The sequence below is a fragment of the Pseudomonas jessenii genome, assembly GCF_002236115.1.
In the GTDB taxonomy this organism is placed as follows: domain Bacteria; phylum Pseudomonadota; class Gammaproteobacteria; order Pseudomonadales; family Pseudomonadaceae; genus Aquipseudomonas; species Aquipseudomonas jessenii.
The window spans coordinates 227951-240451 of the sequence record NZ_NIWT01000009.1 but is presented as its reverse complement, the minus strand read 5'-3'; the positions used below and the strand labels follow the sequence as shown (position 1 = coordinate 240451).

General features: G+C 62.2%; 11 protein-coding genes. 5 read left to right on the top strand and 6 right to left on the bottom strand.

The annotated features are described in order from the left end of the window. Nucleotides 1–49: 49 nt before the first annotated feature. On the top strand, nt 50–946 hold the full coding sequence (locus PSJE_RS27875) for a LysR family transcriptional regulator (protein ID WP_090456332.1): 897 nt from the start codon (nt 50–52) through the stop codon (nt 944–946). Between the two features lie 120 nt (nt 947–1066). Here PSJE_RS27875 and PSJE_RS27870 read toward each other — a convergent pair whose 3' ends face one another. Both PSJE_RS27870 and PSJE_RS27865 read right to left on the bottom strand, forming a co-directional pair. Beyond that, complete coding sequence (locus PSJE_RS27870; protein ID WP_090456331.1) at nt 1067–1909, bottom strand: NAD-dependent protein deacetylase; 843 nt, start codon at nt 1907–1909, stop codon at nt 1067–1069. A 127-nt stretch (nt 1910–2036) separates the two neighbouring features. Beyond that, nucleotides 2037–3083, bottom strand: a complete 1047-nt coding sequence (locus PSJE_RS27865; RefSeq protein ID WP_090457940.1) for a class I SAM-dependent methyltransferase — start codon at nt 3081–3083, stop codon at nt 2037–2039. Between the two features lie 348 nt (nt 3084–3431). Here PSJE_RS27865 and PSJE_RS27860 point away from each other — a divergent pair, with 348 nt between their 5' ends. After that, nucleotides 3432–4274 (top strand): HvfB family MNIO-type RiPP peptide maturase, encoded by an 843-nt coding sequence (locus PSJE_RS27860; protein WP_090456329.1) that lies wholly within the window; start codon nt 3432–3434, stop codon nt 4272–4274. Next, complete coding sequence (locus PSJE_RS27855; RefSeq protein WP_090456328.1) at nt 4267–5022, top strand: HvfC family RiPP maturation protein; 756 nt, start codon at nt 4267–4269, stop codon at nt 5020–5022. Before PSJE_RS27860 ends, PSJE_RS27855 begins: the two co-directional genes overlap by 8 nt. Nucleotides 5023–5484: 462 nt before the next feature. Here PSJE_RS27855 and PSJE_RS27845 read toward each other — a convergent pair whose 3' ends face one another. Both PSJE_RS27845 and PSJE_RS27840 read right to left on the bottom strand, forming a co-directional pair. Continuing rightward, entirely contained in the window at nt 5485–6990 is a 1506-nt protein-coding gene (locus tag PSJE_RS27845) for a hypothetical protein (RefSeq protein WP_090456326.1), read from the bottom strand. A 76-nt stretch (nt 6991–7066) separates the two neighbouring features. Beyond that, nucleotides 7067–7309 carry a hypothetical protein gene (locus tag PSJE_RS27840; RefSeq protein ID WP_090456324.1) on the bottom strand — a complete coding sequence of 81 codons (243 nt, stop codon included), beginning with the start codon at nt 7307–7309 and terminating at the stop codon, nt 7067–7069. A 15-nt stretch (nt 7310–7324) separates the two neighbouring features. Here PSJE_RS27840 and PSJE_RS27835 point away from each other — a divergent pair, with 15 nt between their 5' ends. Beyond that, entirely contained in the window at nt 7325–8425 is a 1101-nt protein-coding gene (locus PSJE_RS27835; RefSeq protein WP_090456322.1) for a polyamine ABC transporter substrate-binding protein, read from the top strand. Nucleotides 8426–8645: 220 nt separating this feature from the next. On the opposite strand, the gene PSJE_RS27830 is transcribed toward PSJE_RS27835, so the two are convergent. Further along, nucleotides 8646–9434: an AraC family transcriptional regulator gene (locus PSJE_RS27830; protein ID WP_090456320.1), complete on the bottom strand. Its 789-nt coding sequence runs from the start codon at nt 9432–9434 to the stop codon at nt 8646–8648. A gap of 85 nt (nt 9435–9519) precedes the next feature. Here PSJE_RS27830 and PSJE_RS27825 point away from each other — a divergent pair, with 85 nt between their 5' ends. Further along, nucleotides 9520–10518: a bile acid:sodium symporter family protein gene (locus tag PSJE_RS27825; RefSeq protein ID WP_090457939.1), complete on the top strand. Its 999-nt coding sequence runs from the start codon at nt 9520–9522 to the stop codon at nt 10516–10518. Between the two features lie 114 nt (nt 10519–10632). Here PSJE_RS27825 and PSJE_RS27820 read toward each other — a convergent pair whose 3' ends face one another. Continuing rightward, a complete protein-coding gene (locus PSJE_RS27820) occupies nt 10633–12348 on the bottom strand; it encodes an amidase (RefSeq protein WP_090456318.1) in 1716 nt (571 codons plus the stop codon). Between the last annotated feature and the right edge of the window lie 153 nt (nt 12349–12501).

Sequence of the window (12501 nt, the reverse complement as noted above, 5' to 3'; positions counted from 1 at the left end):
CAGTCTCTTGCAGCTTAGAACCTGTAGCTTACAACCGGAGCGTTGCCCCATGACCGTCAAGCAGATCCGCGCCTTTCTGGCCGTGGCCCAGAGCCTGAGCTTTGCCGTGGCCTGCGAGCGCCTGCACCTGTCGCAATCGGCCCTGAGCCTGACCATCAAGGCGCTGGAGGAGGGCCTGGGCGGGCGCTTGTTCACCCGCAACACGCGCAACGTGGCGCTCACCGCCGAAGGCGAATCCCTGGTGCCGCTGGCGCGCCGGTTGATCGCTGACTGGGACAATGCCGAGGATGAACTGCGTCAACGCTTCACCCTGCAGCGCGGTCGCGTGACCCTGGCGGCGATGCCGTCGTTCGCCGGCAACCTGCTGCCGCCGATCCTCAAGACCTTCCGCGCCCGTTATCCGAATGTCAACGTGACGGTCAATGACGTGATCAACGAGCAGGTGCTGGAAATGGTCCGTGACCGCCAGGTGGAGCTGGGAGTGGCCTTTGAACCGACCCAGAGTTCGTCGCTGCAATTCACGCCGTTGTACATCGACCGTTTCGTCGCGGTGGTGCCTCTGGATTCGGCACTGGCCGAACTCGATGACATCGACTGGCAGACCCTGCTCAAGGAGCCGTTCATTACCTTGCAGCGTCCGTCCACTGTGCGAGTAATGCTTGAAGAGCATCTGCAGGCCCGCGGCATGAAGCTACCGGTGGAATTTGAAAGCCATCAACTGGCGACGGTCGGGCGCATGGTCGCCAGTGGCCTGGGCGTGAGCGCGGTGCCGGCCTTGTGCGCGGGGCAGATGCGTGAACTGGGGGCGCGTTGCATCACCTTGCGCGACCCGGTGGTGGAGCGGGCGCTGGGGGTGTTGACGTTGCCGGGGGGCGAGCTGTCGGCGGCGGCGCAGGCGATGTTTGATGTGCTGAAAGCGGAAAACCTTGGGCAGCGATTTTCGTGAGTTGTATGGGGGACCTTGTGGGAGCGAGCTTGCTCGCGATGGCGGTGGATCAGCCAATGAATTTTCTGAATGTGCTGGCCTCATCGCGAGCAAGCTCGCTCCCACAGGGATAGGGTTTCGTCAGTTGCCAAGTAGCTTCGCCAATGTTGGTAACAGCTGCTCGCACGACCCTTCGATCTTCAAATCCAGAATCTCGTCCGCCCGGGTCTTGCCCAGGTTGATCGCAATCAACGGCTTGCCCTGATCCACCACCGCCCGGCACAAGCGAAACGCCGAGTAAGCCATCAGCGACGAGCCGACCACCAACAGCCCGGCAGCCTGTTCGACGGCGGCCATCGCTTTCGCCGCCGTGGCCTGTGCGACGTTCTCGCCAAAAAACACCACATCCGGCTTCATACGTTCCCCGGCGCAATGCGGGCAGTGCGGGACCTGGAAGCGTGCCTCAAAGGCCGGGTCGAGCAAGGTGTCGCCGTCCGGCGCTTGCACCGCGTCGACGCCGGCCAGGTAGGGGTTCTGTGTTTCCATCAAGTGCTGGATCGAATCGCGCTCGCTGTGCCGGCCGCAATCCAGGCACAACACCCGGTGCAGACTGCCGTGGAGTTCGATCACGTCACGGCTGCCGGCCTGGTCGTGCAGAGTGTCGACGTTCTGGGTGATCAACCCTCTGATCTGCCGCGTGCCTTGCAAGCGAGCCAGGGTGTCGTGGGCTTCGTTCGGCTGCGCCAGACGCACCCTCGGCCAGCCGAGCATCGCCCGCGCCCAGTAGCGTCGCCGGGACTCCGGGGCCGAGAGAAACTCCTGGTACATCATCGGCTGCCGGCCCCGTCGCACGCCCTGGCTGTCGCGATAATCCGGGATGCCCGAAGGCGTGCTGATACCGGCCCCGGTCAGCACGGCAAACGGCTGATCCGCCATGAGCTGATGGAGGCGATCGAGTTGTTCGTGGATCAGCTTGTCGAACATGTTGTGCAGGCCTGTAGGAGCGAGCTCGCTCGCGATGGTCGTCAACGATAACACTGTAAGCCTGACACCCCGCGGCGTGATCGCGTTTATCGCGAGCAAGCTCGCTCCTACAAAAAGCAGACAGTATTTATTTACGCGCCTCCAGGATCAGGTTGAACGGTGTTTCCGTGGCCCGGCGGAAACGGGTGAAACCGGCCTCGCTGAACACCTTGCGCAAACGCGCTTCACCGGCCTGGGCACCGAGGCCGAGGCCGACTTCCTGGGACAGCGAATTGGGCGTGCAGATGAAGGTCGACGCCGCGTAGAACAGGCGACCGATCGGGTTGACGTTGTCGTCGAGCAAGTCGTTGGCGTAGGGCTCGACCAGCAGCACCGTGCCGTCGTCCTTCAACGACTCATAGGCATGCCTGGCCGCGCCCACCGGGTCGCCCATGTCATGCAGGCAATCGAAGTAGCAGATCAGGTCGTAGTCGCTGCCGGGGTAGCTTTTCGCCGTGCCCTGGAAGAACCTGGCCCGACTGGATACACCCCCTTCTTCGGCCCGTTGGGTGGCAACGGTAACGGACGGCGCGTGGTAGTCGAAACCGACGAAGCGCGAATCCGGAAACGCTTGGGCCATGATCACCGTCGAGGCGCCATGGCCGCAGCCGATGTCCGCCACTTTGGCCCCGGCTTCCAGTTTGGCCACTACGCCGTCGAGGGCCGGCAACCATTCGGCGACCAGATGGGCTTTGTAGCCGGGGCGGAAGAAGCGTTCGGTCCCGCTGAACATGCACGGATGGTGATCGCCCCAGGGCAGGGCGCCGTTGCCGCGCATGGCGTTGACCAGTTTGTCCTTGTCATGGAAAAACGACGCGACCACTCCGATCCCGCCCGCCACATAAACCGGTGAGTCTTCTTTTGCCAAAGCCATGGCCTGCTCTTCGGGCAGGCGGAACTGGCCGTCCTGGTGTTCCATGTAGCCTGAGGCGGCGTGGGCACTGAGCCATTCGCGCAGCAGGCGGGTGTTGCAGCCGGTTTTCTCGGCAAGGGTTTCAGGGGTGATGGGTTGACTGTCGGCCATCGCCCGGTACAGGCCGAGTTCTTCGCCGAGGATGACGTTGGCGAGCATCGCCGCGCCGCCCATGTCATTAACCAGTTTGCCCATGAAATCGTTGAGTCTGGCCTCGTCCATCATGTGTGCTCCTTCAGCAGGATCACGGTCCAGAGGCGTTGTCTGGCGAGGGGATCGCCACTGGGCGGTGGTCGTGGGAATGTACAGGGCACCAAGCGGGCCCTGTGTGCAGTAAGTTTAGTTCGGGCCTTGTACCGCGCGGTCTGGCGCGACGAAAGCAACGTTTTTTCTGCCGGTACACGACCCTGTGGGAGCGGGCGTGTATCCCACTGTATCCAGACCCCTTTTCGACACAGTGACCTCTAATTCCGGCCCCAGCCGAACACAGTCCTGATACACACCTTCGATTAACTCTGTCTCATGGCGGGCACCGGCTCGCGTCCTTGAACAGCTTGTGAGATCGACACCATGCAGACCTCCATTCCCCCCGTAGCCAAGGCCAGCGCAGGGCTTGGCCTGCGTCGCGGTTTACTCAAAGACCTCCAGGTCGCACCAGCAGGCGATTTCGACTTTCTGGAAATCGCACCGGAAAACTGGATCGGCATCGGCGGTGCCCACGGCGCGGCATTGCGGGCCCTGGCGGAACGCTATCCATTGTCCTGTCACGGTTTGTCCCTGTCCCTCGGTGGGCCGTCGGCGCTGGACGTCGGTTTTTTGCAGGAAGTCCGGGGTTTTCTCGATCACTACAACGTGCCGCTCTACAGCGAGCATTTGAGCTATTGCAGCGATGACGGTCACCTGTACGACCTGTTGCCGTTGCCTTTTACCGAAGAGGCGGTGCACCACGTCGCCGCGCGTATCCGTCAGGCCCAGGACATTCTCGGGCGACGCCTGGCGGTGGAAAACGTCTCTTACTATGCCGCGCCTCAACAGGACATGGACGAGGTGACCTTCACCAATGCCGTGCTGCGCGAGGCCGATTGCGACCTGTTGCTGGACGTCAACAACGTGTACGTCAATTCGATCAACCACGGCTTCGATCCGCAGGTGTTCCTGGCTGGCATCGATTCGGGGCGGGTGGTGGCGATGCACATTGCCGGGCATTTCGATGAGTCTGACACCTTGAAGATCGACACCCATGGCGCTTCGGTCAAACCGGCGGTGTGGTCGTTGCTGGCCCAGGCTTATGCCCGGTTCGGTGCGCAACCGACCTTGCTGGAGCGGGATTTCAACTTTCCCGTCTTCGCTGAACTGGTGGCGGAATTGCAGACCATTCGCCGCCTGCAACAGGAGGGCGTGAACCGTGGGTAAGTCGAGCCTTTTGCATCAACAAACCACCATGGGCCTGTACCTGCGCGACCCTGAACGCAACGGCCCCCCCACCGAAATGGACCCGGCGCGGGCCCTGGTTTATCGCGATCTGGTGTTCGCCAACCTGTCTTCGCTGCTCAGTGGCACCTTTCCGGTGTTGGTGAAGATTCTGGGTGACGAGCACTGGCGTTCGCTGGTGCGGATCTTTCTGCGGGACTACCGCGCCCGCACGCCGAAATTCGGTGAGATCGCCCAGGAGTTTGTCGAGTTTCTCGCGGCCGGGCCTCTGGCGTTGAGTGATGGGCCGTGGCCGCCGTTCATGGTGGAGCTGGCGCATTACGAGTGGGTGGAAATGGCGCTGCAACAGTCTGACGCCGAGCTTCTGGTGGGTGGTGATGCCGCGTTGCTGCTGGATCGGCCCTTGCGGGTGTCGCCGCTGGCCTGGCCGTTGGCGTATGCCTGGCCGGTGCAAAGGGTGGGGCCGGATTACCAGCCTGATGTGGCGCCTGCTCAGCCGACCTTGTTGCTGGTGCGTCGCGCCGAGGACTGGAGTGTGAGGTTTTCTGAATTGAGTCCGTTGGCGTGGCGGTTGTTGCTGCGAATTGGCGAGTTTCCCGAGTTGACCGGGCGTGAGCAGTTGCAAGGATTGGCGATCGAGGCGGGGGCGGTGGGGGCTTCGGAGTTTCTGGAGGGTGGGTTGGTGTTGTTGCGGCAGATGCATGGGGAGGGGGTTGTTGGTGTTGGTTGATATTCTTTGACCTTGGCGGCCTTTGGGCCGACCAGGTTCTTGGTTGATTGAGTACATATCCGTTGCTGCGGTAACGGCGGCTGGCGGTTTCGCCCTTACGTACGGCCCCTCGCCAAGGCTCGGGGTTCCTTCGCTCCGGCATTCATCCGGGGGCATCGCCCTCCGGTTGGCTTCGCTGGCACCTACATGCGATGTGTTCGACTGCGTCGAACGGCGCTGCGCGCCAATCCCCGGATAAACGCCTCCACTCAGCCTGCCGAGGGGGCGGGTGGATCAAGATCAAAAGCTGCAGGCGAGCTAACGCTCGGCCTGATGAGTGGTGAGAAGCGTCTGTGTACGCCGATCTGTTTTTGCTCTTCTGTGGGAGCGAGCTTGCTCGCGATGACGGCCTGACAGCTGACCAATGTCTCAAAGGTGCACCCGATCCCCTGTGGGAGGCTCGCTCCCACAATGAATCGCTTTTCAGGGTTGGCCGCCACTGGCACTCACGCGTGGTTGCTCGTTTGTTGCATTCACACCCTTGTCCCAAAGAGCAACCAACCCACCGAAAGTCCCGACATAGGCCGTGCCGTCCGGCGCCAGTGTGATCGGCGACCAGTTGTTGTCGAAGGCCTGACCGACCCCGCTCAGCGCCTTGAATCGGGTCTGGCCGCTGTCGAAATCCAGCGCCATCAGGTACCAGGCGTTCTCGCCGTCGGGCTGCGGCTCGAAGGTGTAGAAGTACAGCAGACCGTTGCTCACCGAGAGTTTGGGGACCACCGAAGGCGAACGTTCCTTCGATTCCCAGATCCGGTCGCAGCCCGATTCATCGTTGCGGATGTCGATGCGGCTGATGCCGCCGTGCACGGCCTGCCAGTCCTTCTGCGCGAAGGCGCTGGTGTAGCCGGCGTTGTTCTCGAGGATGATCGAGCGACCCCAGCCGATGGCCGAGTTGTCGGTGGCCGAGGCGTTGTTGTCGAACACCGGCAGCTTGCAGATCAGGCGATTGCCGGCGTAGTCCTGCTCGCGACGGTAGACCAGCAGGTTGATGCGTCCGTCGCTGTTGTCGGTGATGGTGACGTAGCGCTCGCCGAGCAGGGTCGGGGTGGTACCGCTGCCCTGATTGATCGCGCCGACCTTGCGCCCGGTGCCGCGGTCATAGACTTCGCGCCAGCCTTGCACGGGCTTGCCCTCGGCATCGGCGACGAAGCGGTACATGGCGTGGTCGGACACCAGATAGACACCATCGGCCGCCACCGACATGCCGTTCTGGATTTCTTCGTTGGCCAGTTGAATGCCCTGGACCTTGCCGGTGTCGGGGTTCAGGGTGCCGATGCGGCCGCGCCGGGTGATCCACCAGATCAAGCCCCGGTGATCGGGCATGACCCCGGTGACGGGGTCGCATTCGCCTTTGGGGAACCAGTTGGCAGGCTTAACACAATCGTGGGGGACCTTGTCGCTCAGGTCCCAGTTGTCGACCGCTTCGAACGACCACGCACCGGACTCATCCTGACGATGCACGACGCGCTGGATGTGCTGCTCGGCATCGGCGATGACCACGCGATTCTGTTCGTCGACATAGAAATAGGCGCCAGAGGTGTCGGCCATGATCTTGTCCGGGTCCAGGGTAATCAGCGCGTGGAAAGTCGACGGACGCGGCGGCAGCGGATAGCGGGCCAGCAGCTTGAGGGTGCGTGGTTCGAGCAATTGCAGTTCGAACTGCATCAGGTTGGCGCACAACACCACCAGGCGACCCTGCTGATCGAAGGTATGAATCGGGCACATGCCGCCGGGCTTGCGGCTGCCATCGCGACTGTTCACCTGAACATCCCGGCCCAACGGACCTGGCCCCGGGTGCGTGTCGGAGCTGTAGCCATCGGAATGCATGTAGCTGCTGCCGTTGCTGGCCAGCGGTTGCGGTTCATAGGGTTCGGAACAGGCACTGAGCAGGCCGAGCAGGGGCAGGGCAAGCAGGAGTGGAGCACGCATCGAAGCCTCGCGATCTTGTTATTGGTGTGACGCGCAATAAGCAGCAACGAGGCTGCCCGGGCATCGGCTGATTGGACTAACCTCGGTGAAAGGCCTCGCACCGCTGATCAAAGCGGACATGTATTTTGGCCATTTCGATCTCCTTTTGGCCTGCCTCACGCTGTGAACCGGCGACGCCGTCAGCAAGAATCAGACGCGGGTGGCTGAGTCGGCAACCCAAGGTGAAAACCACAACCAGACGCTTCACTTCCTTGCCCTTGGCTGTTTTCAAGGCTGCTGCCGTGTACAGAACATAAAAACCATCGAACTCACGCCACACTTGGGGAAATGATCCATGGACTCAATGAAACGCATACTGGGCGCCACCGTTTGCGGACTGTCGCTGCTGGCCAGCGCGGTGCATGCCGAACAGCGCGAATTGCGGGTGTACAACTGGGCGGACTACATCCTGCCGTCCGTGCCCAAGGATTTCGCCAAGGACACCGGGATCAAGGTGACCTGGGACACCTTCGACACCAACGAGTCCCTGGAAGCCAAGCTGCTGACCGGCAACTCGGGCTACGACCTGGTGGTGCCGTCGAACCAGTTCATCGAAACCCAGATCAAGGCGGGCGTGTTCCAGAAACTCGACAAGTCCAGGTTGCCGAACTGGTCGCACCAGGACCCTGCATTGCTCAAGCTGCTGGACAAGAACGACCCGGGCAACCTGTACGGCGTGCCCTACATGTACGGCACCGTGTTGATCGGTTTCAACCCGGCCAAGGTCAAGGCGGCGCTGGGCGAGAATGCGCCGGTGGACAGCTGGGACCTGGTGTTCAAGCCCGAGAACATGGAGAAGCTCAAGGCCTGTGGCGTAGCGATGCTCGACTCACCGTCGGAGATCCTGCCGCTGGCCCTGCATTACCTGGGGCTGGATCCGAACAGCCAGAACCCCGATGACTACGAAAAAGCCAAGGCATTGATGCTCAAGGTTCGCCCCTACGTCACCTATTTCAACTCCGCCAAGTACATGACCGACATCGCCAACGGCGATATCTGCGTGGCCATCGGTTACTCCGGCAGCTTCTATCAATTCGGCAATCGCGCCAAAGAGGCGGGCAACGGCGTGGTCGTCGACTGGCGCCTGCCGAAAGAAGGCGCGCCGATCTGGTTCGACACCTTCGCCATTCCGAAAAGCGCGAAGAACGTCGCCGAGGCCCACGAATTCCTCAACCACCTGCTGGACCCGAAAGTCATCGCGCCGATCAGCGACTTCCTCGGTTACCCGAATGCCAACAAGGACTCGCTGGCGCTGATCAACAAGGACATCACCGGCAACCCGAACCTGACACCGACCAGCGAGGCATTGAAGACGCTGTACGTCGTGCAGCCATTGCCGCAAAAGCTTGAGCGGGTCCGTACCCGGGTCTGGACCAGTATCAAGTCCGATCAGTAACACCGGGATATTTATGTGAAATCCCTGTAGGAGCGAGCCTGCTCGCGATAGCGACCTGACAGTCAATGCAGGTGTCGACTGACCCGGCGCCATCGCGAGCAAGCTCGCTCCCACAGGTTTTTATGTCGAGCACAGGTTTTGTGTATACCCATGGCCCCTGTGGGAGCGAGCTTGCTCGCGATGGCGGACTGACAGGCAACAGAGGTGTACGGTGCTGGACTCAGCGAAAAAACTCCCCCGGTGTCTCGCCGAATTGCTGGCGGAAGGCAGCGATAAACGCTGACGTCGAATCGTAGCCACAGGCCAACGCGACGTCGGTCACTCGCTCGCCCTGCTCCAGCGGCGTCAGGGCGCCGAGCAGGCGCAAGCGCTGGCGCCAGGCGCGAAAAGTCAGGCCGGTGTCGCGCAGGAACAGGCGACTGAGGGTTTTCTCGGTGACGCTGAATTGGTCGCTCCAGTGGCTGAGCGTGGTCTGTTGCTCCGGGTGTGACTCCAGGCTTTGCGCGATTTGCCGCAATCGGCTGTCCTGGGGCAGCGGCAGCATCAAGTCGATCTGTGGCGCCTCGGCCAACTGATCCAGAATCACCTGGGCCAACCGACCGTGCGGCCCGTCCTGATCGTATTCCACCGGAACCTGACTGAAGGCGCGGATCAACTCGCGCAACAAATCGCTGACCCCCAGTACATGACAGCCCGGCGGTGCCCACGTCGAGACGCTGCAATCGATGTACAGGCTGCGCATTTCCGTGCGCGGCGAACTGAACACCCGGTGCGGCATGCCCGCCGGAATCCACACGGCACGCTCTGGCGGGGCCACGAAACGCCCGACGCCGGTCTGTATTTCGAGCACGCCCGCAATCGCATAGGAAAGCTGCACCCACGGGTGGCTGTGGCGCCGGGTCAGTGCGCGATTGGGCAGCGATTCGGTACGGCCGTAGAGCGGTCGTGGCAGGCTGGACAGCCCGGGAATACTGCGTCGAACACTCTTGTCATGTCCTTTAGGCGGCATCAGCTGGCTCATCGGCGTTAGTCGGTAATTATCAGGCACGTTAGAGTCACTTTCATGTACTGGCAACCCCCGGATGATCAACCCCATGACTCGCCCCCGTTTGTTACCCGACAACTTCACCCTGACCCTGATCGGCGTAGTGACGCTCGCCAGCCTGCTGCCCGCCAGCGGCCAGGTCGCGCTCGGTTTTGGCTGGCTGACCAACATCGCCATTGCGCTGCTGTTTTTCCTGCATGGCGCCAAGCTGTCCCGCGAGTCGATCATTGCCGGTGCCGGGCACTGGCGCCTGCATTTGCTGGTGTTCAGCCTGACCTTCGTACTGTTTCCGTTGCTCGGTCTGGCGCTCAAGCCGCTGCTGTCGCCGCTGATCGGCAATGACCTGTACATGGGCATGCTCTACCTGTGCGCGTTGCCCGCCACGGTGCAGTCGGCGATTGCCTTTACTTCCCTGGCGCGGGGTAACATCCCGGCGGCGATTTGCAGCGCGGCGGCGTCCAGCCTGTTCGGGATTTTCCTCACGCCGTTGCTGGTGACCCTGCTGCTGAATGTCCACGGCGAAGGCGCCTCGACCCTCGACGCCATCCTCAAGATCAGCGTGCAGTTGCTGCTGCCGTTCATTGCCGGGCAGATCGCGCGGCGCTGGATCGGCAACTGGGTGGCGCGCAACAAGAGCTGGTTGAAGTTCGTCGACCAGGGTTCGATTCTGCTGGTGGTCTACGGCGCGTTCAGCGAAGCGGTGATCGAAGGCATCTGGCAGCAGATTCCGTTGTTGGATCTGCTTGGGCTGGTGCTGGTCTGCTGCATCGTTCTGGCGCTGGTGTTGGTGGCTTCGACCGTACTGGGCAAGGCATTCGGCTTCAACCAGGAAGACCGCATCACCATTCTCTTTTGCGGCTCGAAGAAAAGCCTGGCGACCGGCGTGCCGATGGCGCAGGTGCTGTTTGCCGGTAGCACCATTGGCTTGCTGATCTTGCCGCTGATGTTGTTCCACCAGATTCAACTGATGGTCTGTGCGGTGCTGGCACAGCGTTATGCCAAGCGGCCGGAATCGATTCCCGAGCTGATGGCCCAGGTTGATCCCTGATGATCCCGGGAAACTGTAGGGGCCGGCTTGCCGGCGATGGACTCAAGTGCGCCGCGTTCATCCAGCTCAAACGCGTCATCGTTAACGACCATCGCTGGCAAGCCAGCTCCCACATTACCGCTTGTCAGCGACCAATGGCGGGGTACGCGGCGGGATCATGCGTTTGCTGCCGGTCGATTCGAACGCCGACGCCAGGTGCAGCAGCGACGAGTCGTCATAGGCCCGCCCGGCAAACGTCAGGCCGACCGGCATGCCGATGTCCGGCATCACGCCCATCGGTACGGTGACCGTCGGCACACCGAGATGACGGATGGCGAGGTTGCCATTGGCGACCCATACGCCGTTGCTCCAGGCGATATCCGCCGATTGCGGATCGACATCGGCATTCGCCGGACCCACATCGGCCACCGTCGGGAACAGCACCGCGTCGAGGCCCAGGCGATCCATCCAGTCTTCCAGATCGATCTTGCGGGTCTTTTCCAGGCCGCGCAGGCCGTCCGGCACCGTGCTGATCTGATCCCACGGCGTGATGCCGCGTTCGGCCATGCGCACGTATTCGTCCATGCCGGCGGCCAGGTCACCCTCGCGATTGGGCAGGGTGCCCGGGTCATGAGGGAAGATCTGCGGGCCGTCGACATCGACGAGGCGATTCAGTTTGGGATCGCCGTTCGCTTGCAGGAAATCATCGAAGGCCCAGGCGGACAGGTCCCACAGTTCATGGTGTAAAAATTCCTTGGAGACGATGCCGCGATTGAACACGGTCGGCGCACCAGGACGATCGCCCTCGCAATTGGAGACCAGCGGGAAGTCGACTTCGAGCACTTCGGCGCCCGCGGCTTCGAGGGCCTTGCGCGCCTGTTCCCAGAGCCCGATCACCGAAGGACGGGTGTTGATGCGTTGGCCAGTCGGGCCACCGATGCCCGGTGCTTCGGAGGTGCCGGCTTCAGGGTCGGCGTTGATGTACATGCGCGGGATGCCGAATTTCTTGCCTTTGAGCGCATCGCTATTCGCGGCCAGCGCGGCATAGGACTCAGGGCGTACCTCAGACGATTTCGGGATCGGTACCCAGGGCTGCAGGCGCCACAGGTCGCCACGGGTGTCCGGGTCATCGGCCACCACCACGTCGAGCACTTCGAGCAGGTCGGCCATGGTCCGGGCAAACGGCACGACCACGTCCATGGTCGGGGTCAACGGCCAGTTGCCGCGCACCGAGATCACGCCGCGCGAAGGGGTGTAGGCACACAAGCCATTGTTCGAGGCCGGTCCACGGCCGCTCGACCAGGTTTCTTCCGCCAGGCCGAAGGCCGAGAAACTGGCCGCGGTCGCCGTGCCGGCACCGTTCGACGAGCCGGAGGCGAAAGGGGCGGTGAGGTAGTCAGCGTTGTACGGGCTCTCGGCGCGGCCGTAGACACCACGCTGCATCCCGCCGTTGGCCATTGGCGGCATGTTGGTCTTGCCCAGGCAGATGGCCCCGGCGGCGCGCAGGCGTTCGATGGTGAACGCATCGCGATAGGCGACCAGGTCCTTGAAGGCCGGGCTGCCGGAAGCGGCGGTGAGGCCCTTGACCAGATAGCTGTCCTTGGCGGTGTAGGGGATCCCGTCCAGTGCTCCCAGCGTCTGGCCCTTGGCGCGACGGGCGTCGGACGCCTGGGCTTCGGCGAGCGCCTCGGGGTTGCGAACCACGACCGCGTTCAGCGCGGTAGGCGTTTCGGGGCCGTCAAAGGCGTCGATCCGCGCAAGATAAGCCTGGACCAGTTCAACCGAGGTGGTCTGGCCGGATTCGAGCGCGGCGCGCAGCTCGGCAATTGAAACTTCGGTAACTTCGATCATGCTGCCACCGCCGCTTGCAGGTGGAGGGTCCCAAACACTTCACTTTTCTCGAAATGGACTTTCATATCGTTATTCTCGTTGCACTGTGTGGCACGACAGGGTCGGGTGTTAAAAATACTGAGCACTATTTAGCATTAAACCGGGATTTTAGGA

Excerpts from the sequence above, each read along its gene's own strand:
- PSJE_RS27825 (WP_090457939.1), top strand. The coding sequence starts at position 9,520 with ATGACTCGCCCCCGTTTGTTACCCGACAACTTCACCCTGACCCTGATC.
- PSJE_RS27870 (WP_090456331.1), bottom strand. The coding sequence starts at position 1,909 with ATGTTCGACAAGCTGATCCACGAACAACTCGATCGCCTCCATCAGCTC.
- PSJE_RS27820 (WP_090456318.1), bottom strand. The coding sequence starts at position 12,348 with ATGATCGAAGTTACCGAAGTTTCAATTGCCGAGCTGCGCGCCGCGCTC.
- PSJE_RS27875 (WP_090456332.1), top strand. The coding sequence starts at position 50 with ATGACCGTCAAGCAGATCCGCGCCTTTCTGGCCGTGGCCCAGAGCCTG.
- PSJE_RS27830 (WP_090456320.1), bottom strand. The coding sequence starts at position 9,434 with ATGCCGCCTAAAGGACATGACAAGAGTGTTCGACGCAGTATTCCCGGG.
- PSJE_RS27835 (WP_090456322.1), top strand. The coding sequence starts at position 7,325 with ATGGACTCAATGAAACGCATACTGGGCGCCACCGTTTGCGGACTGTCG.
- PSJE_RS27860 (WP_090456329.1), top strand. The coding sequence starts at position 3,432 with ATGCAGACCTCCATTCCCCCCGTAGCCAAGGCCAGCGCAGGGCTTGGC.
- PSJE_RS27865 (WP_090457940.1), bottom strand. The coding sequence starts at position 3,083 with ATGGACGAGGCCAGACTCAACGATTTCATGGGCAAACTGGTTAATGAC.
- PSJE_RS27845 (WP_090456326.1), bottom strand. The coding sequence starts at position 6,990 with ATGCGTGCTCCACTCCTGCTTGCCCTGCCCCTGCTCGGCCTGCTCAGT.